Source organism: Sphingomonas sp. (assembly GCF_019635515.1).
Classification (GTDB): Bacteria; Pseudomonadota; Alphaproteobacteria; order Sphingomonadales; family Sphingomonadaceae; genus Sphingomonas.
Window position 1 is genome coordinate 781083 of the sequence record NZ_JAHBZI010000002.1, and the last position, 25198, is coordinate 806280.

Consider the following 25198-nt stretch of genomic DNA (forward strand, 5'->3'; position numbering starts at 1 on the left):
CCTCACCCAACCCTCTCCCGTGAAGACGGGAGAGGGCTAAGAAGGGTGCTCACTTCTTCAATATATCCAGCGCGCCCGCAGTCATCGCCTCGGTGGCGGTCGCGATGACCTTTTCGGCGTCGGGCGCCCAATAGGCGCTGTGGAGCGAGGGGAGGGTGGCGCCGCTGGTTTTGGCGGCGTCCCATTTGTCCTGCGGCACGCCGCCAACCCAGAAGATCAGACTCTGGATCGAATTGTCCGCCAGATAATAGCGGCCGAAATCCTCGCCGCCCATCACCGCGGGGGTGGCGACGACGCGGTCCTTGCCGAAACGGTTGCTCCACAGCGCCTGCATGCGGCCGGCGAGCGGGGGCGTGTTGAAGGTCGAGGGCGTGAACTCGTCCTTGACCGTCATCACCGGCATGCGGTCCTCCGGCATGCCGGCGGCGATGGCTTCGCCACGCGCGATGCGGGCGATGCCGTCGAGCAGGAACTTGCGCATTTCGGGCGAGAAGCTGCGGACGGTGAGCAGCATCGTCACTTCGCTGCCGATGATGTTGTGCTTCGAGCCGCCCTGGATGCTGCCGACCGTGACGACGGCGGCGTCCTGCGGATCGATCTCGCGGCTGACCAGGGTCTGCAGCGCGCCGACGATGCGGGCGGCGAGGACTATCGGGTCCTTCGTGGTCTGCGGATAGGCGCCATGGCCGCCGACGCCGCGCACGTGCAAGTCGACGCTGTCGACATTGGCGAGGGCATAGCCGGGGGTGACGCCGATCTGGCCGGCGGGCTGCGCGGCGCTGTCGTGGAAGGCGAGGGCGAATTGCGGCTTGGGGAAGCGCGTGAACAGCCCGTCATCGAGCATCATCTTGGCGCCCATGCCGCGCTCCTCGGCGGGCTGGGCGATCATGATCAGCGTGCCTTTCCACTGGCTCTTCATCGCCGCCATGTTCTGCAGCGTGCCGATCCAGCTCGCCATATGGGTGTCATGGCCGCAGGCGTGCATGACGCCGGTCTCGAGGCCCTCGTCGGTGGTGGCGCGGACCTTGGAGGCGAAGGGAAGGCCGGTCTGCTCGACCACCGGCAGCCCATCCATGTCGGCGCGGATCATCAGCACCGGGCCGGCGCCATTGCGCAGGATCGCGACCACGCCGGTGCCGCCGACCTGTTCGGTGACTTCATAACCGGCATCGCGCGCGGCCTTGGCGAGCTTGGCGGCGGTCGCGGTTTCGTGGAGGCTGAGCTCGGGATTGGTGTGGAAGTCGCGATAATGCGCCATCAGGCCGGGCAGCGCCTTTTGGGTGGCGTCGTGGACCGGATCGGCGGCGGCGGGCGCGGCGAGGATCGCGGTGGCGAGAAGGAACGTGCGCAGCATGGATTTCCCCGGCATGATCGAGCGCATGGTGTCGCGTGGAGGATCGGGCGTGTCAAATCTGTCGCGAAGGCTGGTGATCGCGGGGCTGGGTGCGGCGTGCGTGCCGCTGCCCGCCCGGGCGGCGGACGATTTCACGATCGACTGGCAGGGCGGCGAGCGGACCCCGGAAGTGGCGGCATCGCTGGCGGCGCAGATCGCCCTGGTGCGCTCGCTCAAGGTTTCCGAGGAGGCGATGGCGTTCTTTCGGGCGCAGGTGATCACTGTCGATCGCGAACTGGGCACCGCGACGCGGGCGGGGCCGCGCGGGGTGTTCTTCGAGCGCAGGCCGATGCCCGCCGAAAATCCGGTCCTGCTCCATGAGCTGATCCACCGCTGGCAATTGCTGCGGATGGCGGATGGCGCGCGCAATGCCGAGGTTCGCGGCTTTTACGAGGCTGCGAAGGCGAGCGGACTGTATCCGGCGGAAAGCTATATGCTCAAGAACCCGTTCGAATTCTTCGCGATGACGGCGAGCGTGGTGCTGTGGGGCAAGGCGGCGCGGCCGCCGGGGACGCGAGGCAATGTGCTGGCGAAATCGCCCGAGCTCCATGCCTTCATCGTCCGCACATTCGGGCTGCGCCTCACCTAAAATTGATCATTTCTTTATTTGCCGCCGCGACGCGGCTGATCGAGGCTCCCTCCCGCACCGGCGCGCCTACGCCTGGGATGGAGACGATATGAAATGGAGCTTGTTGGCGCTTGCCCTTTGGGCCGCGCCCGCGCTTGCGCAGGACTATCCGCTGACGGCCGAGCATTGGGAGCCGGGCGGGCTCGCGCGGTTCGTTGACAAGGACGGGCGCAAAGCCGTGCTGCTCGGGCCGGGCGACGGCAATTTGAAGGGCGGCGAGGCGACGCTGAAAGGCGTGAAGTTCAGCACCGGGGTGCTCGAATATGACATGCTCGCCAGCGGCGCGCGTGATTTCGCCGGGGCGTTCTTCCGCGCCGATGAGGCCGGCAATGGCGAGCTCTATTATATCCGCCCGCACCAGAACGGGAACCCGGACGCGGACCAGTACACGCCGTTCGTCAATGGCAGCTGGGCGTGGCAGATCTTCAGCGACGAAGGCTTCACCTCGAAGGTCAAATTCAACATCGGGCGGTGGATGCATGTGCGGATCGATGTCTATCGCGATTCCGCGCTGGTGACCGTCGATGGTGCGGAGGCATTGGCGGTGCCCGATCTCAAGAGCGACACCAGGGACGGGATGCTCGGCGTGACGGCGGCGGGCGGCACCTATTTCGCCAATTTCAAGGTGACGCCGATCGCGGACTATGCCGATCCGCGGCCGGCCCCGGCGGTCGCGCCGCTGCCGGCGGGATCGGTGCGCACCTGGCGGGTATCGACGGCGATGCCGGAGGAGGCGGCGTTGGCGCGGACGGCGAAGCGCGACTGGGCCGGCATGACCAGCGTGCCGGTCGCGGTTGAGACCAACGGCATCGCCAATCTGTCGCGGGCCGGGCCCGACGGCGATGCCGGGCACAGCTATGTCGCGCGCTTCATCGCCGACAGCGGCAAGGCGCAGAGCGTGAAGATGGACTTCGGGTTCAGCGACTCGGTGCATGTCTATCTGAACGGGCGGCTGTTGTACGCGGGCTCGGACAAGCAGGCGTCGCGCGACTATCGCTTCCTGGGGATCGTCGGCTTCTGGGACAGCTTGTTCCTGCCATTGACGGCGGGGGCGAACGAAGTGGTGTTCGTGGTCACCGACGGCACCAATGGCGGCACCGCGGCGGCGGCGCGGTTCGATGCCGCGGCCGGGCTCAGTTTTCGCTAGCGGTGGTTCCCCGGCTTCGGCCGGGGAACGGAATCAGCCGATCGGCACCAGTTCGATGATATCGAGTACGGACTCGAAATGCGGCCGGGGCAGCACGAGGCGCCAGCGGCGCTCGCCGATACGCTCGACATAGCCGATCATGTCGCGGCGGGCGTCGAGGCCGTAGCGCAGCGGCGAGGTCTCGTCGCCGAGGATCAGCGTGCCGAGGAAGATCGTGCGCGCGTCGGTTTCGGGAAAGAGCATGCCGACCGGGCGCTGGACGCCGTTCAGCTTGTGGAGGCTGTCGATCTTGCCGCCCTCCGACACCTCGCAATCGAAGGCGGGATAGGTGGTGAACTCCCGCATCGCCGTGCCCGAAGCGCCGAGCTTGAAGGTGCGGCAGCGATATTTGCCCGGCGGCAGCACGGCGCCGCCCAGCGCGCGATCGGGATCGAACAGCAGCGGATCGGCGGCCATCGCGCCGGCATCATGGCCCCTGGCATCGGCCAGCGCCTCGGTCCACACCTTGCGCCAGTTGCGCAGGCGATCGCGGTCCGCGTCGGTGGCGATGGCGCGCCACGGCTGGGTGAGGTCGGGCCGGGCGGCGGTCGCCTCGCGATAGACGTTGCAGCCCGCCAGGCTGAGCAGGATCGCGGCGGGGGCAAGCAGGCGCTTCATGCAAGGGTTCCTATCACGCCGCGGTCCATCCGCCATCCATCGAATAGTTCGCGCCGGTGATCGAGGCGGCTTCGTCCCGGCACAGGAATACCGCCAGCGCGGCGACTTGTTCCGGATGGACGAACTGCTTGGTCGGCTGGGCGGCGAGCAGCACGTCGTTCATGACCTGCTCGCGGGTCATGCCGCGCGCCTTCATCGTGTCCGGAATCTGGTTCTCGACGAGCGGCGTCCAGACATAGCCGGGCGAGATGCAGTTGACGGTGATGCCCTGCGTGGCGGTTTCGAGCGCGACCGTCTTGGTCAGGCCGGCAATGCCGTGCTTGGCCGCGACATAGGCGGACTTGTTGGGGCTGGCGACGAGGCTGTGCGCCGAGGCGGTGGTGATGATCCGGCCCCATTTCTTCGCCTTCATCGCCGGGAGCGCGGTGCGCATCAGGTGGAAGGTCGAGGTCAGGTTGATGGCGATGATCGCGTCCCATTTTTCGGGCGGGAATTCGTCGACCGGGGCGACATGCTGGATGCCGGCGTTCGAGATCAGGATGTCGGCGCCGCCCATTTCCGTGTTGGCGCGCTCGACCATCGCCGCGATCTGATCGGGCTTCGACATGTCGGCGCCGTCATAGAGCGCCTTGCCGCTGACCGCCTCGAGCCCGGCGCGCTCCTTCTCGATCGCGTCGGCATCGCCAAAACCGTTGATCATGACCGCGCAGCCCTCGGCGGCGAGCGCCTTGGCATAGGCGAGGCCGATTCCCGAGGTGGAACCGGTGACGATTGCGGACTTGCCCTTGAGGAACATGGGAGGACTCCTGACTAACGATGGGTGAGGTCGAAGGCGGCGGTCTTGCCGTCAAGGATGTTCCGCGCGACGAGCTCGGAACTGGCCATGGTCTCGGCGACCGCCTCGCGGCCGGCCTGCCAATGCTCCCGCATCGAGCGTTGCGAGAATTCGAAATCGCGGCTGCCGCCTTCCCAGGCATTGGCGCGGTAGATCAGCTGGACGAGGCTGACCGGATATTCGGAGACGCGCTGGCGCAGCGCCCGGACCTCGGGATCCTCGGCCAGTTCGGGCGGCAGCCGGTCGAGCAATTTGCAGACCATCTGCCGTTCCTGGCGGAGCTTGAGGCGCTCGTCGGAAACCGCGCGGGTGCGGCTGGAGAAGCGGATCTCCTTCTCGCGCGCGGCGACATCGGTGATCGTGCGCGGCAGCGCGGCCTCGGCGGAGAAGAGATCGACCTGGAAGACCAGCGTATCGCCCTGCTGGCGGTCGAGGATATGGGTCAGCGGGGTGTTCGAGACCAGGCCGCCGTCCCAATAGAGGCGTCCGTCGATCTCGACCGGAGGCAAGCCCGGCGGGAGCGCGCCCGAGGCCATGATGTGGCGGGCGTCGAGCCGCGCATCGGCGGTGTCGAAATAGCGGAAATTGCCGCTGGCGATATCGACGGCGCCCACCGAAAGCCGGACCGGACCGGTGTTGAGCAGATCCCAGTCGATCAGTTTGTCGAGCGTCGCGCGCAAAGGGGCGCTGTCGTAGAAGCTCAGCGCCTCTGGCGTGCCGGGGACGGCGAGCGTCGGCGGCAGCAGGCGCGGGCTGAAGAAGCCGGGCACGCCGACCGCCATCACCGCCGCCGCCGACCATTCGTGGAGCGCTTCGCGCAGCGGATCGAGCGGCAGGATCGGGAAGCTCGGCAGGGCGCTGGCCGCGGTGTCCCAGAAGCCGCGGATCGCTTCCATGCGGCGTTCGGGCGGGTTGCCGGCGAACAGGGCGGCGTTGATCGCGCCGATCGAGATGCCGGCGACCCAATCGACGCCGATCCGGGACTCGCCGAGCGCCTCGATCACACCGGCCTGAAAGCTGCCCAGCGCGCCGCCGCCCTGCAGCACGAGCGCCACCGTATCGGGGAGCGGCAGGCCCGGAGCGCTGCGGCGAGACTTGGCATTGGCCATGGCGAGTGCTCTGGCGCATCGCCGCCGCCGGGGCAACGGCGGAATGTGGATGCAACACTTGGAGCTTTGGGGCATTGTCGCGGCCACAGAACGACGCACCCGAACGAACCAAGGGGATGGCCATGCGCCTCGACGATATCGATCCGACCAGCAATGCGCGCGACCGTGGTTTTGGCGGCGGCGGGGGCGGAGGCGGCGGGCTGTTCAACCTGCTCTTCTTCCTGCCGATGATCTTCGGCCGCAAGATCGGCTGCCTGATGATGGTCGTGATCCTGGGCGCGGTGGCGATGTTCGGCATGTTCGGCGGCGGCGGGATCAACACCGGCACGGTGCCGGCGAGCCAGGTGGCGCAGGGCGGCGCGAGCGGCGGCAAGGCGGCGTGCAACACCGCCGAGCGCGTCGAATCGTGCAAGGTGATGACGCTGGCCGACCGCACCTGGGACCAGATCTTCCGCGAGGCCGGCGAGAAATATACGCCGGCGACGATCAACTTCTTCACCGGCAGCGTTCAATCGGGCTGCGGATCGGCATCGTCGGCGGTGGGGCCATTCTATTGCCCGGCGGATGACGGCGTCTATCTCGACACCAAGTTCTTCGACGAGCTCAGCCAGCGATTCGGCGCCAAGGGCGATGTCGCGCGCATCTATGTGATCGCCCATGAGATGGGCCACCATATCCAGGATCTGCTCGGCACCTCGGACCAGGTCGCGCGGCAACAGGCGCAATCGGACGAGCGCGGAGCGAACCGGCTGTCGGTGCAGCTCGAATTGCAGGCGGATTGCTTTGCCGGGGTGTTCTTCGGCCGCAACAAGGACCGGCTGGAGAGCGGCGATATCGAGGAAGGCATGACGGCTGCGAATGCGATCGGCGACGATACGCTGCAGCGCGGCGCGCAGGGCGGGGTGCGGCCCGAGACCTTCACCCACGGCACTTCCGCCCAGCGCATGGCGTGGCTGCGCAAGGGGCTGGAAAGCGGCGATCCCGGTGTGTGCAACACCTCCGGCGAGGGTTGAAGTAAGCCATTGTGGACGGGAAATTTTCTTGACGGCTCCCCTCACGGTACGGTGAACTGTGCGCGGGGGGATCCAATCCATGGAAGAACAGGCTTCGGGCGCGCGCGCCTTCGAATTTCACGGCACGTGGCGTGAATTCGCGCCGATCGCGTTCACCAATCTGCTGCTGACGATCGTCACGCTGGGCATCTACAGCTTCTGGGCGCGGACCCGCGAGCGGCAATATCTGTGGGGCCAGACGCGTTTCATCGACGACCGGCTGGAATGGACCGGCACCGGCGGCGAGCTGCTGATCGGCTATATCATCGCCCTGGTGGTGTTCGGCATTCCGCTGGGCGCGCTCAACTTCGTCGTCCAGGCGCTGGCGATGCAGGGGCATGACGGTGGCGCCGCGCTGTTGATTATCGTCATCTATCTCGCCTTGTTCTTCCTGTTCGGCGTCGCGGTGTTCCGGGCGCTGCGCTACCGGCTGAGCCGGACCTTCTGGCACGGCATCCGTGGCGGCAGCGATGCGCAGGGCTTCGGCTACGGGTTGACGCATCTGTGGAAGACCTGGGTCGGCGGGATGGCGCTGGGGCTGATGGTGCCATGGGCGATGACCGGGCTGTGGAATCAGCGCTGGAACGCGATGAGCTTCGGCCCGCACGCCTTCACTTCCGACGCCGACTGGCGGCCGGTCATGGGGCGCTATCTGCTTTACTATCTGGCGCCGATCCTGCTGGTGGGCGGCGGTGTCGTGTTCGCGGCGATGTTCGCGCCGACCCGGGCGCAGGGCACGCGCGAGGAAGTCATGCAGAGCATCGCCGTGGCCGCGGCGATCGGCTATTTCATATTCTTCGTCGTGCTCGGGCTGATCGCGATCGTTTTCTACGCCGCCTATTTCCGCGAAGTGGTGAGCAATCTCTCGCTCGCTGACCTCGATTTCCGCTTCGAAGCGCGAACCTGGGACTGGTTCAAGCTGATGATCGGCAATTTCTTCCTGGTGGTGCTGACGCTCGGCATTGGTTTCATCTTCGTCGGATATCGCAACTGGGCGTTCTTCATCCGCCACATGAACGCGTTCGGCACGCTCGACCTCGACAGCTTCACCCAATCGACCACGCGCAGGCCGGGTCAGGGCGAGGGGCTGCTCGACGCGTTCGATGTCGGCGCGTTCTGAGATGCGGGTTCCGGTCTGGCATTATGACGGGCAGAGCGGCGTGCGGCAGGCGCGCGAGCTGGTCGTCGCGGCGCAGGGGTTTTTCCTGAGCGGTGCGGGCGGCGAGACCGGACCGTTCGCGTTCGCGGACCTGATCCCGCACGGGCGGACCGATGGCTATCCGCAATATGGGCTGCGCAAGATGCCCGGCTGGCGGATCGGCTTCACCGACGCGCCACCGGCGGAGTTGGCCGGGCTGCTGCCGGGCAAGCGGGGCTATGGCCGGCTGATCGACAAGGTCGGGCTGTGGCCTGCGGTCGGCGTGTTTGTCGCGCTGTCGGCGGTCATATTGTGGCTGCTGGTGACGACCCCGCCGATGCTGGTGCGGATGATCCCGCAATCGATCGAGAAGCAATGGGGCGCGGCGATGATCGGCGATTTCGGCGGGCGTACCTGCACCGCCGCGACCGGTACCGCCGCGCTGGCGAAGCTGGCCGGGCGGCTGGGCGCCAGGGACATGGACGTTCGCGTTGTCGATGTTCCGATCGTCAACGCGGTGACGCTGCCGGGCGGACACATCATGCTCTTCAGCGGGCTGCTCGACGAAGCCGAATCGCCCGACGAGATCGCCGGCATATTGGCGCACGAGATGGGGCATGTCCGCAATCGCGACGTGCTCGAATCGCTGGTTCGCCAACTGGGCCTGAGCATGGTGCTGGCGGGCGCCGACGGCAGCGTCGGCGGCTATACCAACGCGCTGCTGTCGGCGAGCTATTCGCGCGCCACCGAGGCGCGGGCGGACGGCTTCGCGCTCGATCGGCTGCACGCGGTGGCGATCCCGACGGCGGCGACGGCGGGGTTCTTCCGCCGGCTCGCCAAGGTCGAAATGAGCCTGGGCGGAGCGGGGGCCCTGCTCGGCTATATGTCCAGCCATCCGCTCTCCGCGGAGCGGATGCGGCTGTTCGAGCAGGGTGCGCGGCCGGGCACGACCGCGTCGCTGGACGCGAACGAATGGACCGCGCTGCGGGGGATTTGCAGCCAGCGCGCGGCGGCGAAGGAACGGGGGTTCCAGTTCTGAGGTGTTAGCGGCTAGACGGGCGGCATGACCGATACCGAAACGCCCGAACGGCCCGCGCTCGCCTATCATCACACGCCCGGGACCGGGCCGACGGTGGTGTTCCTGTGCGGCTATGGCTCGGACATGCAAGGCACCAAGGCGCTGCACCTCGAGGCCTGGGCCAAGGCCAGTGGTCGCGCCTTTCTGCGCTTCGATTATGCCGGGTGCGGCCAGAGCGAGGGCAGTTTCGAGGATGAGACGCTCGCCACCTGGCGCGACGACGCGCTGCGGATGATCGACATGCTCGAAGGGCCGGTGGTGCTGGTCGGGTCGTCGATGGGCGGGTGGGTGATGCTGCTCGCCGCCAGGGAGCGGCCCGATCGCGTCGCCGGCCTGGTCGGGATCGCGGCGGCACCCGATTTCACCGACTGGGGCTTCACCATGGATCAGAAGATGGCGCTGCTCCAGCATGGCCGCTTCGAGAAACCTTCGGATTATTCGGGCCAGCCGACCGTCACCACCCGCGCGTTCTGGGCTTCGGGCGAGGCCAACCGGATGATGGTGCGGGCAATCGAGTTCGACGGGCCGGTGCGGTTGCTGCAGGGGCAGAAGGACAAGGAAGTGCCGTGGCAGCGCGCCGGGGTGCTCGCCGAGCTGTTTCGTTCAGACGCGGTGCAGACTGTGCTGGTCAAGGACGGCGACCACCGGCTTTCGCGCGACGAGGATCTCGCTCTGCTCGTCCGCGCGCTCGAGGATGTGATTGCGCTATGTTCCTTGCCCTCCTCCTGATTTCCCAGGACGCACCGGCCGAACCGCCGCGCTTCGCCGAATGCATGGACCTCGCGACCGGCGACCCGGTGGCGGGGCAGGCCAATGCGATCAAGTGGCGCGGCGAGGGCGGCGGCGCGCTGGCGCGGCAATGCCTGGGCGTGGCCTATGCGAATCAGAGCCGCTGGGACTCGGCGGCGGCGGCGTTCGAGGATGCCGCCAAGGAAGCGGAGCTGACCAGGAGCGCCAAGGTTGCCGATTATTGGGTGCAATCGGGCAACGCCTGGCTGGCGGCGGGCAACCCGGCGCGGGCGCGAGCGGCGTTCGACGCGGCGCTGGCGACGGCGACCCTGACCGGGCTGGCCCTGGGCGAAGCGAATCTCGACCGTTCGCGCGCGCTGGTCGCGGCGGGCGACATCGAGGGTGCGCGAGGCGATATCGACAAGGCGCTGGCGGATGCGCCGGCCGATCCGCTCGCCTGGCTGCTGTCGGCGACGCTGGCGCGGCGCGAGGGCGACCTCAAGCGCGCGGCGGCGGACATCGCCGAGGCGCTGAAGCGCTCGCCCGATGACGTCTCGGTGCAGTTCGAGGCGGGCAATATCGCCGCGGCCGCGGGCGACGAGGCCAATGCCCGCACCGCCTGGAGCCGGGTGATCGAGCTGTCGCCGGGCAGCCAGGCGGCGACAAGCGCGCGGAAGGCGCTGGAGCAGTTCGGGGCGACGGAGAAGTAGACCCCGCCGCTGCGCGGGCCTATCCCGACCGCATGAAATATCTCCATACGATGATCCGCGTCACCGACCCGCAGGCGACGGTGGCGTTCTTCGAATTGCTGGGTCTCAGGGAAGTCCGGCGGATGGACAGCGAGAAGGGGCGCTTCACGCTGATCTTCCTGGCGGCGCCGGGGGACGAGGATGCGGAGGTCGAACTCACGCACAATTGGGATCCCGAAGAATATGCGGGCGGGCGCAATTTCGGGCACCTCGCCTATGAGGTCGACGATGTCTACGCGACCTGCCGGCGGCTGATGGAAGGCGGGGTGACGATCAACCGCCCGCCGCGCGAGGGCCGGATGGCGTTCGTGCGGACGCCCGACAATATCTCGATCGAATTGCTGCAAAAGGGGCCGAATCTGCCGGTCGCCGAGCCTTGGGCATCGATGCCGAATATTGGCGAGTGGTGAGAGCGGTGGCGCTGATCCGGAAAACGGTGCCAGCGCTGTAAATGGCTTGTATATCGCGTGTATATTTGCGCGCGGAAATCGGCTCGAATTGCCGTTTTTGACGCATAAACAGCCCAATTTTGGGGTAAACGGCATCCATGGCACTCGAGATCGTCCGCATCCCCGCGCTCAGCGACAATTATATCTGGCTGGTCCATGACCCGGACAGCGCCGAGACGATGGTGGTCGATCCCGCCCAGGCCGAGCCGGTGCTCGCCGAGGCCGACAAGCGCGGCTGGGCGATCACCGCGATCTGGAACACGCACTGGCACCCCGATCACACCGGCGGCAATGCCGGGATCAAGGCGGCGACCGGCGCCGAGGTGATCGCGCCAGCGGGCGAGGCCGAGCGGATCCCGACCGCGGACAAGCTGGTGGGCGAAGGCGACGCGGTGATGCTCGGCCATCATGCCGCGCGGGTGATGGAAGTGCCGGCGCATACCGCCGGGCATGTCGCCTATCATTTCGCCGAGGATGGCGCGGCGTTCGTCGGCGACACGCTGTTCGCGATGGGCTGCGGGCGGCTGTTCGAAGGGACCGCGGCGCAGATGTTCGCCAATATGCAACGGCTGGCGAAATTGCCGCCCGAGACGCGGGTTTACTGCGCGCACGAATATACCCAGTCGAACGGGCGCTATGCCCTGGCCGCCGAGCCGGACAATGCCGCGATCGTCCGGCGGATGGCCGAAGTCGATGCGGCGCGGGCGAGGGGCGAGGCGACGGTGCCGACCACGATCGCCGCGGAATTGGCGACCAACCCCTTCATGCGCGCGCAAAGCGCTGAAATTTTGGCGGAAAGGCGCGCGGCGAAGGATGCATTTCGTGGTTGAATGCGTTATAGCGGCAGGGGGCTTCGGGAGAACTTCATGATCCGCTTCGCCCTGCCTCTGCTTCTTGTCGCCACCGCCGCGACCGGTGCCGCCACCGAGCAGCGTGGCGCGAGCTACGAACAAGCCAAGCTCCAGCGGGCGCTGAGCGGTCTGCATCCGGGCGCGGCCAAGCGCTGTGTGCGGCGTGACCGGGTGACCGAGGTGCGCGGGTTTCGGGACGAGATTTTGTTCGTCGGGGGGCGCGGCAAATTGTGGCGCAACCGCACGACGGGCAGTTGCGGCGGGTTGGCGCGCGGCGATATCATCGTCACCCATAGCTTTGGCAGCGATTATTGCGCGGGCGATGTGGTCAAGACGCGCTCGCCCAATGGCGGGATGGTCACCGGCTCGTGCGCGCTCGGCGATTTCGTGCCCTACACCAGATAAGGAGTGTCAGAATGCGAACGGCTGTGATGATCGGGGCGCTCGCGCTGGCAGGTTGCGCTGCGAACGCTGAACCCCAGAGCAAGGCGCAGCAACGCGCCGCCGGCGAACTGGCCAAGGCGCTCGACGGGCGCGTCGCGGGGTCGCCACAGGATTGCATCAGCGCGATGGGCACCGACGGCCCGCAGATCATCGACCGGCGGACGATGCTCTATCGTCAGGGCCGCAAGGTCTGGCGCAACGACCTGCCCGAGAGCTGCCCGGGGATGGACGACGATGCCTTGCTGATCGTCGAGATCTGGGGTTCGCAACTCTGCCGCAACGATCGTTTCCGCGCGCAGGAGCGGACTTCGATGATACGCGGGCCGAGCTGCCGGCTCGGGAAGTTCACGCCTTATGTGAAGGCGCGCTGAGCCGGCTCAGTTGCCGCGCGAATAGGCCTTCACCAGCGTGGCGGTGCCTTCGAGCAGCGCCTGCAGCTTGTCGGCGGTCTTGCCGATCTCGGTGCCCATCGCGGCGCCGTCCCTGGTGAGCTGACCGGCGAGCGCGACCGCGCGGCGGGTTCCGTTTTGCAGTTTCTCGTCGAAACGCGGGTCTTCGCGGCGGACCATATCCCCCAGCGTATCTCCGGGGCGGACGCGATCGGTGTAATGCGCCACCGGATCGATGCGGGTGTCGAGCACCGTATCGGCGAAGACGCCGACCAGCCCGGCGATCCCGGCCTGCACCGTGGGATTGGAGAGCGCGTCGCCGACCTGCTCGACGGTCACGGAGCGCGGCTCGGCGCGGTTCTGGGCATAGGCTTGGCCGGAGATTACGAGCGCCAGAGGCAGGATAAGCAGCCGCATATTACACCATCGACTCAGAGGGATAGGGTGCAGGTGCTGTAGCGGATTTTCGGGTGGAATTCCAGTTCGCGCTAATCCTCCCCCGGTGGGGGAGGTGGCAGCCGCAGGCTGACGCAGGGGGTTCAGCCACAGGCGGATCGCTTGCGGCTTGCCCCCTCCACCAGCTTCGCTGGTCCCCCTCCCCGTGCCGGGGAGGATTAATTACTTACAACACGTAGCGGCTGAGATCGTTGTTCCGCGCGATCGCCGAGAGCTGGCCATCGACATAGCCTGCATCGATGGTGATCGTACTGCCCGAGCGGTCCTCCGCCTCGAAACTGACTTCCTCGAGCAGCTTCTCCATCACGGTTTGGAGCCGGCGGGCGCCGATATTCTCGATCTCGGCATTCACCTCCGCCGCGACCTTGGCGACGGCGCGGATGCCGGCTTCGGTGAAGTCGATCGTCACGCCCTCTGTGCCGAGCAGGGCCGCATATTGCTGGACGAGGCTCGCCTTGGTGTCCGACAGGATCGCGACGAAATCCTCCTCGGTCAGCGCCTGCAGCTCGACGCGGATCGGCAGGCGGCCCTGCAACTCGGGGAGCAGGTCGCTGGGCTTGGCGACATGGAAGGCGCCCGAAGCGATGAAGAGGATGTGATCGGTCTTCATCGGCCCATATTTGGTGGCGACGGTGGTGCCCTCGATCAGCGGCAGCAGATCGCGCTGCACGCCTTCGCGCGATACCGAGCCGCCGCGCACGTCGCTGACCGCGATCTTGTCGATCTCGTCGAGGAAGACGATGCCGTTGGCCTCGGCGTCGGCGAGCGCCTGGCGGCTGACCTCGTCCTGGTCGAGGCGCTTGTCGGCTTCCTCCTCGACCAGCTTGGTCCAGGCGGCGCGGACGTTGATCCTGCGCTTCTTGAGCGGGGTGCCGGTCAGCCCTTTCATCATTTCGCCCAAATTGATCATCTGCGGCGCGGCGCCGGGGATATCGAACGGCATGGCCGGGGCCTGCTCGATTTCGATCTCGATCTCGGTATTGTCGAGCACGCCGTCATGGAAGCGCTGCTTGAAGGCTTCGCGGGTGGCGGTGCTCGAGTCCTTGCCGGTCAGCGCGTCGAGCAGACGGCCCATCGCCGCTTCCTCGGCCTTGTCCTTGACCGCGACGCGGCGGCGCTCCTTTTCGAGCCGGATCGCTTCCTCGACGAGATCGCGGGCGATCTGCTCGACGTCGCGGCCGACATAGCCGACCTCCGTGAACTTGGTCGCCTCGACCTTGACGAACGGCGCATCGGCGAGCTTGGCGAGGCGGCGGCTGATCTCGGTCTTGCCGCAGCCGGTCGGCCCGATCATCAGGATGTTCTTGGGGGTCACCTCGTCGCGCAGATCGGCCGAGAGCTGCTGGCGGCGCCAGCGGTTGCGCAGCGCGACCGCGACGGCTTTCTTGGCATCCTTCTGTCCGATGATGTGGGCGTCGAGGGCGGCGACAATCGCCTTTGGGGTAAGTGCTTCGTTCATAGGCTGGTGCATTTGGGCGCGGGGCGGCCCCAGTTCAATGCGGGTACTTCAACAGCGGAAGCCCGCGAACAGCTTCTGGTGCGAGGCGAGGATGCGGGCGATGTCCTCGGGCTGGGGCGTCGCGTCGTAGATGTCACGCTCCTGCGTGCCGCCGAGCAGGATGCCGTCGGCGCGGGGAAACATGTACCCGGCGCTGCCATTATAGGCGTAGTGGATCTCGGGTTGGGGGATCAGGATCGCGAGCTGGCCGCGCACCGGATGGATGCCGGTATCGCCGAACAGCGCGCCCGCGCCGAGCCCGGTGCAGTTGAACACCAGCCGCTCGGGCAGCGCGGCGACATCGGCCGGGGTGGCGAAGCGGCGGACGGCGATGCGGCCTCCGGCGATGTGGACGTCCCTGGTCAGCTCGCGCAGCATCCGGCCGGTTTCGACATACATGGTGTCGTAGCGGATCAGCTGGCTGGTGCCGAACGGCCATGCCTTGGCGTCGAGCTTCTCCCAGCCGGGCATATGCGGGCCCGGGCTGGTGCCGCGGCTTTCGACATAGGTCGGGACCCAATGCACGCCGTAATCGTCGCCGACCATGATCTGCCAGCGGCGCCAGCTATATTCCTCCGCGCGCTGCGCCTGATCGCGCCACGCCGGCGTAACCGCATCCCTGTCGAAATGGCCGAAGGCGTGGATCTGGCCACCGGCGATGTTCGATGTCGTGTCGGGTGGCAGCGCCGCGGTGTAGAGGGTGATGGGGAAGCCCGCTTCCTGCACCAGCCGGGCGGTGGTCAGCCCCATGACGCCCGCGCCGAGCACCGCGACGGGGCCCTGATGCCCGGCCAGGCCGAGATCGACGGCGAGCCGCGAGGTGCCCCAGCTCAACGTGATCCCGGCGCCGCCATGGCCGTAATTATGGACCAGCGCCTTGTCGCCCAGCGCCTCGCGCTCGACGCGGAAACCGGTGGGGCGGAAGGGCCGCAGACCGGCGACGGTGCGGATCACGCGTTCGGGCGAGACGCGGACCGGCGGCAGGCAGGCGGCGGTGGCGGCCGCGATGCGCGGGCGCGGCGGCTGGCAGGCCGGAAGGGCGAGCGCCGGGGCGGCGGCGAGGAGCTGACGGCGGTGCATGGCCGCACCCTAACGGCTCAGCCTTTGTCGGCAAGCCAGGCCTCGGCTTCCTCCCTCGTCAGGAAGGCGCGGAACCGCGGATGGGTCTGGGTGCGGTCTGCCTGAAGCTTGTTGAGCTGGCTGGCGACCACCGAGGCGGCGCGGCCGGTGGTCAGGGCAAGGCCGGCAAGGGTGATGCTCGGCAACAGATCGGCGACGTCGTTCGACTGGACGGGAAAGCCGGTGGTGTCGATCAGCACGTCGTAATCGGCGCGACGCGCGCGTGTCTCGTTGGCGAAGGCGCCGGAGGCCGCGGCGAATTCCCGGACCGTCTCCACGGTCCAGAAATCGCGCAGCTCAACGATGACGCGGTTTTTCGCCGGATCATACGCGAAGGCGTATTTCATGCGGTGGCGCTGTCCAGGCTCTCCACCGTCAGGCGATCGTTGGTGTAGACGCAAAGCTCGCCCGCGATCTTCATCGCGGCGCGGGCGATCTTTTCGGCATCGGCTTCGTAGTCGACCAGCGCGCGTGCGGCGGCGAGCGCGAAATTGCCGCCCGATCCGATCGCGGCGACGCCGCCCTCGGGCTCGAGCACATCGCCATTGCCGGTGACGACCAGGGTCACATCCTTGTCGGCGACGATCAGCATCGCCTCCAGGTTGCGGAGATATTTGTCGGTGCGCCAGTCCTTGGCGAGCTCGACCGCGGCGCGCAGCAGCTGCCCCTGATGGCGTTCGAGCTTGCTTTCGAGCCGTTCGAACAGGGTGAAGGCATCGGCGGTGGCGCCGGCGAACCCGGCGATCACCTTGCCGTCCCCCAAGGGGCGAACCTTGCGGGCATTGGGTTTCATCACGGTATTGCCGGCCGAGACCTGGCCGTCCCCCGCGATCACCACCTTGCCCGATTTGCGCACGGAGAGGATGGTCGTGCCGTGCCACGCGTTGCTTTGTTCGCTCATGTGCGGCGATATGGGGGCGGTACGCGGATGGTGCAAATCGGCGCTTTCTGTATCATCGGGATACGGCAGCGCGTTGTTCTTAAAGCGCTTCCGGCATATACGTACCGGAATGGCGCAAGATTCATCCGAACCGACAGTTATCCCGACGGATCGCCTGACCGACCGCGAGCGCGACGCGCTGCGGCTCTACAATGATCTCAATTCGGCAAAGGCGGTGGCGCAGAAACTCAACGTTTCGCACCATACGATCTATCAGCGGCTGGGCTCGGCCAAGGACAAGCTGGGCGTGCCGAGCTATATGGCGGCCGCGCGCCAGCTCGTCGAAAGCGAGCGCATCGCGGACCCCGAATCCTTCGCATACGAAAAATTCGGGATCGTGCCGGACCGGATTTCCGCCTCTCGTTCTCTCGTGTCGGAGCTGCCTTGGCCGTTTCCGACGCCGGGAAGGCCAGAGAATGATCTGAGCTTCGGGGGGAAATTGATCGCCGTTCTCGGCCTCGCCATTTTCATGATGGCGGTCGCGGCGCTCTACTTCATCGCCTTCGGAGTCTTCAGTTCGGCGCTCAGCCACTCCTGATCCGCAACAGGGCCGGGGCGCGTGCCGCGGCAGGGAGAATTTATGCTGAACGACAAGCTCAAGGCCGCTCGCGGCATCGCCACCAGCCTCGGCACTTCGGAAACCTCGGTCGATCAGTCGCTGATCGCGGGGGCGAACCTGCTGATATCGATCTGCGATGGTCGTCTGCGCACCGGCGTCGCCGCGGAGAACGCTTCCGACGCGGTGTCCAAGGCGGTTCAGGGACTGACCGCGCTCAACGACGCGCGCGACAATTTCGTGGCCTGCCATCAGGCGCTGGCGATCCTTCGCGATGCGCAGGGCCTGCGCGGTGACATGGTCGGCTGCACGCCCGACAAGCCGAAGGGCGAGATCCAGCCGCGGACGCTGTCCGCTGTCGCTTAAAGCGCAATTGACGAGGAGAGGCCGGCGTGGTGGGCTAATCGCATGAATGCCTTCTTTGCCGCTCTATTATTCTATTTGTTCGTCGTACTCGCGGTCTGCGCCTCGGCGCTGATCTGGGGTGGGCGGGATGAGCGAGCCGTCGCAACCGGATATATTGTTGCGGCGGCGGCGACCTGGGTCGTCGCGATGACCCAGAGAGTGCACTACCGCGAGCCGCAATATGCGGTGATGGCGGTCGATATCGTTTTCCTCGCCTACCTACTGCTGATTGTACGGCGCAGCCGGAGATTTTGGCCGTTATGGGTAGCAGCAGCGCATCTAGTAGGGATATTCACGCACATTGTGCGGATTCTTCAACCATCGACGTTGGCGGAAGCCTACGCCTCGGCGCAACCCTTCTGGGCATTCCCCATGTTGTTTGCGCTTGCGGTAGGCACCTTTCACAACCGGACCGCGCAGAACTGATCCAGACGCTGACCGTGCCGCGCGAGCCGCAGGGTTTCGGTGGCGAGGCCGGCATCCGCACCGGGCAGGACAAGGCGGTGGTCAAGGCCTCGCAACTTCTGACGGTGCTTCGCCGCCGGCGCGAAGTGATGCCAGGGCTCGATTGCGGCGACCCGACCTGGGAAATGCTGCTCGACCTCTATGTCCGCAAGGCCGAGGGGCAGGCGGTCAGCGTGACGTCCGCCTGTATCGGCAGCGGCGCGCCGAGCACCACCGCCAAGCGCCACCTCGGCACGCTGGAGGACCGCGGCTATGTCGCGCGCCGCTCGCATCCGGTCGATCGCCGCAGCACGGTGGTATATCTGACCGAGAAGGGCGCGGCGTCGCTGGAATCGCTGCTTGCCTGAAGGGCGCGGCCGGGGCGTCGACCGTCCGGCCCGGCACCTCTTGCCCATTTCGGGCGGAGGCTGTCGGGACGCGCGGGCCGTCGCGCGAAAGCGATGCTGGTGATGTGGCGTATCGCCTAAAGGTCTCAAATGGTCGGGGCGACAGGATTCGAACCTGCGACCCCCACACCCCCAGTGTGATGCGCTACCAGGCTGCGCTACGCCCCGACCAGAGACCTGCCCCGCCAAGAAGCGGGCTCAGGGGAGGGGCCTCTAGGCTGGTCGGGGCGAGGATGCAAGGCAGTTGCGCCTGCTCTTCACGCATGTTAGCGCGCGCCGCTTAGAGGGAGCGGTTTTCGTTCCCGTCTCCAGCCATTCGGGAAGCCATGTTCATCTCCCCAGCATATGCACAGGCCGCGGGCGCGGCGGGTCAGGGCGGCAGCGCCGCGGGCGCGATCGTCCAGCTCTTGCCGCTCGTCCTGATCTTCGTCGTCTTCTATTTCCTGATGATCCGTCCGCAGCAGAAGCGGATGAAGGAGCTTCAGGGCGCCGTGAACGCGGTTAAGAAGGGCGACACCGTCGTCACCGCCGGCGGGCTGATCGGCAAGGTCACCAAGGTCACCGACGATGAGGTCGAGCTTGATCTGAGCAGCACCGTCAAGGGCGTGCGCGCCGTCAAGTCGACGCTGCAGAGCGTGCAGCCGCTCGGCGGCAAGCCCGCGAACGACTGATGCTGGACTTTTCCCGCGCCCAGCGGCTGACGACCTTTATCGGCCTCGCGATCATGATCGCGCTGGCGATCCCGAGCTTCTTTCCGCAGAGCGCGCGCGAAAAGTGGCCGAGCTGGGTTCCCAAGCCGGCGATCAATCTCGGCCTCGATCTGGCGGGCGGCAGCTATCTGCTGCTCGAAGGCGACACCAGCGGCGTCGCCGGCGCCCGCCTGGAGCAGATGAAGGAACAGGTTCGCACCGAAATGCGCCGCGATCCGCGCATCGAGATCGGCGATATCTCGGTGCAGGGCGGCAAGGTGACCTTCATGGTCCGCGACCCGTCGAAGGTCGACGCGGCGCGTGAGAAGCTGCTGGCGATCACCGGCAGCGGCGTCGGCACTACCGGCCAGCGCGAATGGGACATCGCCGTCGTCAACACCTCGCAATTCGTGCTGACTCCGACCTCGGTCGGGCTCAACCAGAAGCTCGAAGAAGCGATGAACGACGCGCGCGAGATCGTCGACAAGCGCATCAACGCGCTCGGCACGCTCGAGCCGACCGTGATCCGCGAAGGCTCCAGCCGCATCGTCGTCCAGGTGCCGGGCCTGCAGAACCCGACCCAGCTCAAGGAACTGCTCGGCAAGACCGCCAAGCTCGAATTCAAGCTGGTCGACACCAGCGTCACGCCCGAGATGATCGCGCAGGGGCAGATTCCGCCGGGCAGCCAGGTGCTGCCCTATCAGGAAGGCGGCGGGCAGATCGCGGTGTTCCGCAGCGTGATCATCGATGGCGGCATGCTCGTCAACGCGACCCAGTCGTTCGACCAGCAGGGCCGCCCCGACGTGGCGATCACGCTCGACGGCGCCGGCTCCAAGCGCTTCGCCAAGGTTACGCAGGAGAATTCGGGCAAGCCGTTCGCGATCATCGTCGACAACACCGTGATCTCGGCGCCGAACATCAACGAGCCGATCCTCGGCGGCAGCGCCACGATTTCGGGCGGATTCACCGTCGATACCGCCAACCAGCTCGCCATCGCGCTGCGTTCGGGCAAGCTGCCGATCCAGCTCAAGGTGGTTTCGGAAAATACGGTCAGCCCCGAACTGGGGGCGGATTCGATCAAGGCGGGCGTGACGGCATCGATCATCGCGATCGTCGCGGTCATCGTCTTCATGATCCTGACCTATGGCCGCTTCGGCATCTATTCGACGATCGCGGTGACCATCAACGTGCTGATCATCCTCGCGGTGATGGGCATGCTCAACGCGACGCTGACGCTGCCGGGCATCGCCGGCTTCGTGCTGACGATCGGCACGGCGGTGGACGCCAACGTGCTGATCAACGAGCGCATCCGCGAAGAGCGGCGGCGCGGGCGCAATGTGACGCAGGCGATCGAGCTCGGCTACAAGGAAGCGAGCCGGACGATCTTCGAGGCCAACGTGACTCACGCCATTGCCGGCTTGATCATGCTGATCCTCGGCTCGGGCCCGATCCGCGGCTTCGCGGTGGTGCTGCTGATCGGTATCGTCAGCTCGGTCTTCACCGCGGTGGTCTTCACCCGCATGCTCGTCTCGATCTGGGTGCGCCGCAACCGGCCCACCGACATCCATATTTAAGGCACGCTCGTCATGCGGCTTCTGAAGATCGTTCCCGACAACACGAACATCGGCTTCGTCCGCGTTCGCCATATCGCCTTCGCGGTGACTACGCTGCTGACCATCGCCGCGATCGCCTTGGTGTTCGCGCGCGGGCTCAACATGGGCGTCGATTTCGTCGGCGGCGTTTCCATCGAGGAGAAGTTCGTCTCGCCGCCGCCGCTCGATGAGGTCCGCGAGACGGTCAATCATCTCGGCCTTGGCGAAGCGACGCTGCAGCAGCTCGGCAACAACAATATGGTGACCGTGCGCCTGCCGGTGCCGGAATCGAACGACGCCAACGCCGTCAACGCGATGGTTGAGAAGGTGAAGGTGGCATTGGCGGCGAAATTCCCCGGCGCCGAGTTCAGCAATTACTCCACCGTCTCGGGCAAGGTTTCCGACGAGCTGATCTTCAACGGCGTGCTCGCGGTGCTGCTCGCGATCATCGGCATCGCGATCTTCTCCTGGCTGCGCTACGAATGGCAGTTCGGCATCTCGACCGCGGTGGCGATCATCCACGACGTGCTGATGACCCTCGGCTTCTTCGCGCTCACCCAGTTCGTGTTCGACCTCAACATCGTCGCCGCGGTGCTGACGATCATCGGCTATTCGATCAACGACAAGATGGTGATCGACGACCGCATCCGCGAGAATATGCGCAAATACCGCAAGATGGGGATGAGCGAGCTGATCGATCTGTCGGTCAACGAAACCCTTCCGCGAACCGTGATGACCTCGGTGACGATCATGCTGGCGCTGGGCGCGCTGCTGATCTTCGGCGGGCACGTGCTGCGCGGCTTCACCGCGGCGATGATGCTGGGCATCGTCGTCGGCACCTATTCGTCGGTCTATGTCTCGTCGTCGCTGCTGATCACGCTGGGGCTGAAGCCCGGCGTGCGCGAGGAGAAGCCGAGCGCGGCGACCGGCGCCGAACGCGTGGGCCCGCGCGAAGGCCGCTAAATGGAAATGAACCGCCGCGGCGCCGAAGGGCCGGTGATCTCCGGCTTTTCGGGACGCGGGTTCAAGGTCGATGGCGGCGTCTATGAGGGGCTGCTGATCACCCCCGCACGTGCCGATGGCTGGGCGCCGCCGCCGCTCGAGGCGCTTGGCGAGGATGATCTGGCCGCCTTGCTGACGCTCGATCCCAGGCCGGAATTTCTGCTGCTCGGCACCGGCTCCGCGATGCGCCGGCCGCCGGTGGCGCTGGTGCAGGCGCTGGGCGCGCGGGGCATCGGGCTGGAGGCGATGGACAGCCGGGCGGCGGCCCGCGCCTGGGGCGTGCTGCGCGCCGAACTGCGCTGGATCGCGGGTGCGCTATACCCGCTGGATTGACGGCGGCGATCAACAAAACCCTGTCCTACACGGCTCCAGATGTGGTTGAATGGCGCGCTGCGAGGGCCGCCGGCGCCGCTCCGTCCGTCGTCTTCCGAAGGGTGACCGCGAATGTTGATACGGCCCTCGAAAACACTAAACTTCCTCAACATTCGCGGGTGCCCAATCCCGTGGTCTGGCCGGGAGAACTGACATGCTGACACTAGCCCTGGCGCTTGCCGCCGCCGCGCTCGGCGACGATCCCGATTACCGCCAGGACGGCAATTGGCTGTGCCGGCCCGAGCGGCAGGATGCCTGCACGCAGGATCTGACCACGACGGTGATCGCGGCGGACGGCAGCCGGACGATCGAGACGTTCGAGGCGGCGAGGGATCCCAAGTTCGATTGCTTCTATGTCTATCCGACCGTCTCGCTCGACACGACGCCCAACAGCGACCTGGTCCCGGGCACGGAGGAAATGCGGGTCATCCAGTTCCAGGCGGCGCGCTTCGGCGCCAAATGCCGGGTGTTCGCGCCGATGTACCGCCAGGTGACGCTGACCGCGTTGCGCGCGATCATGGCCGGCGGCACCCCGGCGGTCGATCGCGAGATGGCCTATCGCGACGTCGAGGCGGCGTGGAACGATTATCTGGCGCATGACAATAAGGGGCGCGGCGTCGTGCTGATCGGGCACAGCCAGGGCTCGCTGGTGCTGACCCAGCTTATCGGTCGCGCGATCGAGGGCAAGCCGGCGCAGAAACTGCTGATCTCGGCGATGCTGATCGGCAGCAACGTGCCGGTGCTGGAGGGCAGGGACACCGGCGTCTTCAAGACCATTTCCTATTGCCATACGCCCGACCAGGCCGGCTGTGTCGTCAGCTTCGCCAGCTTCCGTTCCGAATCGCCGCCGCCCGCGGACAGCCGCTTCGGCAAGGGCGACCGGCCCGGCACAGAGGCGATCTGCACCAATCCCGCCGCGCTTGGCGGCGGCAAGGCGGTGACGCGCAATTATCTGGTGACGGCGGGAAGCCTGCTCGGCGATGCCGGGGCGCCGCTGTGGAGCAAGGACGGCAGGCCGGTGACCACGCCGTTCGTCAGCGTGCCGGGACTGTTGTCCGCCGAATGCGTGCGCAAGGATGGCTTCCATTATCTGGCGGTGACAACCAATGCCGATCCCGCCGATCCGCGCACCGACGATGTTGGCGGCGACATCAAGGTGGGGCCGGGCGTGCTCAAATCCTGGGGCCTGCACCTGATCGACATGAACATCGCGCAGGGCGACCTGATCGCGCTCGCTGACAGCCAGGCCAAGGCATGGGCCGCAAAGCATTGATCCTATCCGTTTGATTCGGTTAGGCTAAGCCGACGGGGGCAAGGGGCGCATGCGGCTTCCACAAGGATAGCCGCAGATCAATGGCAGGCGGGTCGAGAGCCGGTTCAGGCCGTCTTGGGCTTGGTCGCCGCCCTGGGCTTGGCCGTCGTCCTCGGTTTGGCCGCCGCTTTGGCCTTGGCGGGAGCCTTGGGCTTGGCTGGCGCCTTCGCCGTGGCAGGCTTGGCGGCGGGCTTGCGGACACGCTTGACCGCGGGCGCGGTGGTGGCAGGCTTGGCGACGGCCGCCGCGACACCCGCTGCCGCCTCGGCCACATCCGCCGCGACATCGGCTGCCTTGCTGCGCGCCTTGGCGGCGGCGCGCTGGACCTTGGGCTCGTTCTTGAGCTTGGCGGCGAGCGCGACCAGCCCGGCGGCGAGCAGGTCGGCGACCACCGGATGCTTGGCGAGGTCGGTCAGCTTCTTGCGGATTTCCTTGGGCAGCTTGGCCCCGGCGATGCTCTTGGGGAGGATCGATCCGCCTTTGTCGCTCTTGGTGTCCTTCGCCATCGTCCGTCTCCCCGGGGGTGATCAGTTCGCGGAGACTAACCCGTTTCCATGCCCGCTGACCAGATGGGCAAAATAGGCGTGGAGGCGCTCGGCATTCGCGGCCCAGGTGAACGGCGCGACCGTGGCGCGGACTGCGCCAGGAGCGGGCGGATCGGCGAGGATCTCGGCAATGCCCGCGGCAAACGCTTCTGGCGTCCGGGCAACCAGCCGACCGGCGACGGCTTCGCGCACGACCTGGCGCGCCCCGCCGACCTCGGGGATCACCACTGGCGTGCCGCTGGCCAGGGCTTCGAGCCAGGCATTGGCGAGACCTTCGCGCTCCGAAGCGAGCGCCATCGCATCGGCGGCGGCGAGCCAGGCGGAGAGTTCCGCATGCGGGATATTGCCGAGCAGGCGGACGCGATCCTGCAGCCCGAGTTTGGCGATCAGATCGGTGAGGTGCTGCCGCTCCGGCCCCTCGCCGGCGATGCAGAGCATAACGCCGGGCATGCTGGACACCGCCTGCAGCACGATATCGTGCCCCTTGAGCGGAATCAGCGCGCCGACGGATAGAACCAGCGGGCCATGGACGCCGAGCCTGGCCTTGGCATCTGCGCGGTCGCGGGGGACAAAGCGATCGAGATCGACGCCGGTGATGATCGCCTCGATCCGTTCGCCAGGCATGCCGAGGGCAATCATGTCTTCGCGCATCGCCTCGCTAACCGCGAGCATGCCGTCGGCGGCGCGTCCGGCGGCGCGGACCTGCGCGCCGGTGCGCGGCAGGCGACCCCAGTGATGCACGTCCGAACCCCGCGCCTTTATCGAGACGGGCACGCCGAGGCGGCGGCCAAGCTCGACTGCGGCGACGCCGTCCGGGAAGAAAAACTCGGCCGCGATGATGTCGAAGGGGAAGTCGCTTCGGACTTCCTCGATCATGGGTGTCAGTGTCTCGATCAGCGCGGTCGCATGGAAGCGGCCACCAGTCATCGGCAGATTGAGAAAAGCCGGGCGGTAGACCTGCAGGCTCTTCCACTCCTCGCGTTCGGGCAAGGTGGCCAGCGCGCGGTAGCGAGGCAGCGTCCGCAGCGGCCAGGGCGGCAGGCCGCGCGGCGCGATCACGCTAAGCTCGGTATCGGCACGTTCCGCCAAGGCCAGCGTCTGGCGCTCGACGAAGCTTCCGAAGCGCGGACGGGAGGCGTCAGGAAACAGGGTCGAGAGGACGAGCACACGGAGCATGGCCGCCGGTATAGCGGCCGATGGTTAAAAGCGTGCT

Annotated in this window: 31 protein-coding genes and 1 tRNA gene; 20 read left to right on the forward strand and 12 right to left on the reverse strand. The window is 66.8% G+C overall.

Annotation, left to right across the window (positions count from 1 at the left end; translation table 11 throughout):
- Positions 1 to 49: 49 nt before the first annotated feature.
- Entirely contained in the window at positions 50 to 1354 is a 1305-nt protein-coding gene (locus KF730_RS16125) for an amidohydrolase (RefSeq protein WP_294099088.1), read from the reverse strand.
- Here KF730_RS16125 and KF730_RS16130 point away from each other — a divergent pair.
- Both KF730_RS16130 and KF730_RS16135 read left to right on the forward strand, forming a co-directional pair.
- Positions 1353 to 1982 (forward strand): hypothetical protein, encoded by a 630-nt coding sequence (locus KF730_RS16130; RefSeq protein WP_294099091.1) that lies wholly within the window; start codon positions 1353 to 1355, stop codon positions 1980 to 1982. The two genes, KF730_RS16125 and KF730_RS16130, sit on opposite strands and share 2 nt — an antisense overlap.
- A gap of 88 nt (positions 1983 to 2070) precedes the next feature.
- Entirely contained in the window at positions 2071 to 3168 is a 1098-nt protein-coding gene (locus KF730_RS16135; protein ID WP_294099093.1) for a hypothetical protein, read from the forward strand.
- Between the two features lie 33 nt (positions 3169 to 3201).
- Here the strand turns inward: KF730_RS16135 and KF730_RS16140 are convergent, their stop codons facing one another.
- From KF730_RS16140 to KF730_RS16150, 3 genes are read right to left on the reverse strand one after another with little or no spacing between them, the layout of a single operon-like run.
- A complete protein-coding gene (locus tag KF730_RS16140; protein ID WP_294099094.1) occupies positions 3202 to 3825 on the reverse strand; it encodes a DUF4893 domain-containing protein in 624 nt (207 codons plus the stop codon).
- Between the two features lie 13 nt (positions 3826 to 3838).
- On the reverse strand, positions 3839 to 4621 hold the full coding sequence (locus KF730_RS16145; protein ID WP_294099095.1) for a 3-hydroxybutyrate dehydrogenase: 783 nt from the start codon (positions 4619 to 4621) through the stop codon (positions 3839 to 3841).
- A gap of 14 nt (positions 4622 to 4635) precedes the next feature.
- The gene (locus KF730_RS16150) at positions 4636 to 5769 is read right to left on the reverse strand and encodes a patatin-like phospholipase family protein (protein ID WP_294099098.1); all 1134 of its coding nucleotides are present in this window, start codon (positions 5767 to 5769) and stop codon (positions 4636 to 4638) included.
- A 122-nt stretch (positions 5770 to 5891) separates the two neighbouring features.
- On the opposite strand from KF730_RS16150, the gene KF730_RS16155 reads away from it, so the two are divergent.
- From KF730_RS16155 to KF730_RS16195, 9 genes are all read left to right on the forward strand, one after another.
- Positions 5892 to 6782 (forward strand): neutral zinc metallopeptidase, encoded by an 891-nt coding sequence (locus KF730_RS16155; protein WP_294099100.1) that lies wholly within the window; start codon positions 5892 to 5894, stop codon positions 6780 to 6782.
- 79 nt (positions 6783 to 6861) lie between these two features.
- Positions 6862 to 7941 carry a YjgN family protein gene (locus KF730_RS16160; RefSeq protein ID WP_294099102.1) on the forward strand — a complete coding sequence of 360 codons (1080 nt, stop codon included), beginning with the start codon at positions 6862 to 6864 and terminating at the stop codon, positions 7939 to 7941.
- A complete protein-coding gene (locus KF730_RS16165; RefSeq protein WP_294099104.1) occupies positions 7925 to 8998 on the forward strand; it encodes a M48 family metallopeptidase in 1074 nt (357 codons plus the stop codon). Before KF730_RS16160 ends, KF730_RS16165 begins: the two co-directional genes overlap by 17 nt.
- Before the next feature lie 24 nt (positions 8999 to 9022).
- A complete protein-coding gene (locus KF730_RS16170) occupies positions 9023 to 9766 on the forward strand; it encodes an alpha/beta hydrolase (protein WP_294099107.1) in 744 nt (247 codons plus the stop codon).
- The gene (locus KF730_RS16175; protein WP_294099110.1) at positions 9745 to 10476 is read left to right on the forward strand and encodes a tetratricopeptide repeat protein; all 732 of its coding nucleotides are present in this window, start codon (positions 9745 to 9747) and stop codon (positions 10474 to 10476) included. The genes KF730_RS16170 and KF730_RS16175 overlap by 22 nt, the downstream gene beginning before the upstream one ends.
- Positions 10477 to 10508: 32 nt before the next feature.
- Positions 10509 to 10925 carry a VOC family protein gene (locus KF730_RS16180; RefSeq protein ID WP_294099112.1) on the forward strand — a complete coding sequence of 139 codons (417 nt, stop codon included), beginning with the start codon at positions 10509 to 10511 and terminating at the stop codon, positions 10923 to 10925.
- A gap of 137 nt (positions 10926 to 11062) precedes the next feature.
- The gene (gene gloB, locus KF730_RS16185) at positions 11063 to 11794 is read left to right on the forward strand and encodes a hydroxyacylglutathione hydrolase (RefSeq protein ID WP_294099114.1); all 732 of its coding nucleotides are present in this window, start codon (positions 11063 to 11065) and stop codon (positions 11792 to 11794) included.
- A 36-nt stretch (positions 11795 to 11830) separates the two neighbouring features.
- Entirely contained in the window at positions 11831 to 12220 is a 390-nt protein-coding gene (locus KF730_RS16190) for a hypothetical protein (RefSeq protein WP_294099116.1), read from the forward strand.
- 11 nt (positions 12221 to 12231) lie between these two features.
- Positions 12232 to 12630, forward strand: a complete 399-nt coding sequence (locus KF730_RS16195; RefSeq protein ID WP_294099143.1) for a DUF6491 family protein — start codon at positions 12232 to 12234, stop codon at positions 12628 to 12630.
- Positions 12631 to 12636: 6 nt separating this feature from the next.
- Here the strand turns inward: KF730_RS16195 and KF730_RS16200 are convergent, their stop codons facing one another.
- The 5 genes from KF730_RS16200 to hslV form a co-directional block, all read right to left on the reverse strand.
- Positions 12637 to 13065, reverse strand: a complete 429-nt coding sequence (locus KF730_RS16200) for a hypothetical protein (RefSeq protein WP_294099144.1) — start codon at positions 13063 to 13065, stop codon at positions 12637 to 12639.
- A 205-nt stretch (positions 13066 to 13270) separates the two neighbouring features.
- On the reverse strand, positions 13271 to 14563 hold the full coding sequence (gene hslU, locus KF730_RS16205) for an ATP-dependent protease ATPase subunit HslU (protein ID WP_294099153.1): 1293 nt from the start codon (positions 14561 to 14563) through the stop codon (positions 13271 to 13273).
- A gap of 48 nt (positions 14564 to 14611) precedes the next feature.
- Positions 14612 to 15682, reverse strand: coding sequence for an FAD-dependent oxidoreductase (locus KF730_RS16210; protein ID WP_294099172.1), 1071 nt, complete (start codon positions 15680 to 15682; stop codon positions 14612 to 14614).
- 17 nt (positions 15683 to 15699) lie between these two features.
- Entirely contained in the window at positions 15700 to 16068 is a 369-nt protein-coding gene (locus KF730_RS16215) for a hypothetical protein (protein WP_294099174.1), read from the reverse strand.
- Positions 16065 to 16622: an ATP-dependent protease subunit HslV gene (gene hslV / locus KF730_RS16220; protein WP_294099181.1), complete on the reverse strand. Its 558-nt coding sequence runs from the start codon at positions 16620 to 16622 to the stop codon at positions 16065 to 16067. Before hslV ends, KF730_RS16215 begins: the two co-directional genes overlap by 4 nt.
- On the opposite strand from hslV, the gene KF730_RS16225 reads away from it, so the two are divergent.
- Genes KF730_RS16225 through KF730_RS16240 form a run of 4 tightly spaced genes read left to right on the forward strand, consistent with a single transcriptional unit; the run spans position 16621 to position 18434 of the window.
- Positions 16621 to 17199, forward strand: a complete 579-nt coding sequence (locus tag KF730_RS16225) for a helix-turn-helix transcriptional regulator (RefSeq protein WP_294099182.1) — start codon at positions 16621 to 16623, stop codon at positions 17197 to 17199. The genes hslV and KF730_RS16225 overlap by 2 nt on opposite strands.
- 42 nt (positions 17200 to 17241) lie before the next feature.
- Positions 17242 to 17583, forward strand: a complete 342-nt coding sequence (locus tag KF730_RS16230; RefSeq protein WP_294099184.1) for a hypothetical protein — start codon at positions 17242 to 17244, stop codon at positions 17581 to 17583.
- 42 nt (positions 17584 to 17625) lie between these two features.
- Complete coding sequence (locus KF730_RS16235) at positions 17626 to 18048, forward strand: hypothetical protein (RefSeq protein WP_294099185.1); 423 nt, start codon at positions 17626 to 17628, stop codon at positions 18046 to 18048.
- A gap of 14 nt (positions 18049 to 18062) precedes the next feature.
- Positions 18063 to 18434: a hypothetical protein gene (locus KF730_RS16240; RefSeq protein ID WP_294099187.1), complete on the forward strand. Its 372-nt coding sequence runs from the start codon at positions 18063 to 18065 to the stop codon at positions 18432 to 18434.
- Positions 18435 to 18564: 130 nt separating this feature from the next.
- Here KF730_RS16240 and KF730_RS16245 read toward each other — a convergent pair.
- Positions 18565 to 18641, reverse strand: a tRNA-Pro gene (locus KF730_RS16245).
- 158 nt (positions 18642 to 18799) lie between these two features.
- On the opposite strand from KF730_RS16245, the gene yajC reads away from it, so the two are divergent.
- The 5 genes from yajC (at position 18800) to KF730_RS16270 (ending at position 23401) form a co-directional block, all read left to right on the forward strand.
- Positions 18800 to 19144 carry a preprotein translocase subunit YajC gene (gene yajC / locus KF730_RS16250; protein ID WP_294099188.1) on the forward strand — a complete coding sequence of 115 codons (345 nt, stop codon included), beginning with the start codon at positions 18800 to 18802 and terminating at the stop codon, positions 19142 to 19144.
- Positions 19144 to 20736, forward strand: coding sequence for a protein translocase subunit SecD (gene secD / locus KF730_RS16255; protein WP_294099190.1), 1593 nt, complete (start codon positions 19144 to 19146; stop codon positions 20734 to 20736). Before yajC ends, secD begins: the two co-directional genes overlap by 1 nt.
- Before the next feature lie 12 nt (positions 20737 to 20748).
- Entirely contained in the window at positions 20749 to 21717 is a 969-nt protein-coding gene (gene secF, locus KF730_RS16260) for a protein translocase subunit SecF (RefSeq protein ID WP_294099193.1), read from the forward strand.
- Positions 21718 to 22089 carry an Mth938-like domain-containing protein gene (locus tag KF730_RS16265; protein WP_294099195.1) on the forward strand — a complete coding sequence of 124 codons (372 nt, stop codon included), beginning with the start codon at positions 21718 to 21720 and terminating at the stop codon, positions 22087 to 22089. It begins immediately after the preceding gene.
- Between the two features lie 193 nt (positions 22090 to 22282).
- A complete protein-coding gene (locus tag KF730_RS16270) occupies positions 22283 to 23401 on the forward strand; it encodes a DUF3089 domain-containing protein (RefSeq protein ID WP_294099197.1) in 1119 nt (372 codons plus the stop codon).
- 104 nt (positions 23402 to 23505) lie between these two features.
- On the opposite strand, the gene KF730_RS16275 is transcribed toward KF730_RS16270, so the two are convergent.
- Together KF730_RS16275 and KF730_RS16280 are read right to left on the reverse strand one after the other, a co-directional pair.
- Positions 23506 to 23946 (reverse strand): hypothetical protein, encoded by a 441-nt coding sequence (locus tag KF730_RS16275; protein ID WP_294099201.1) that lies wholly within the window; start codon positions 23944 to 23946, stop codon positions 23506 to 23508.
- A 21-nt stretch (positions 23947 to 23967) separates the two neighbouring features.
- Positions 23968 to 25161: a glycosyltransferase gene (locus KF730_RS16280; RefSeq protein WP_294099204.1), complete on the reverse strand. Its 1194-nt coding sequence runs from the start codon at positions 25159 to 25161 to the stop codon at positions 23968 to 23970.
- Positions 25162 to 25198: the final 37 nt, after the last annotated feature.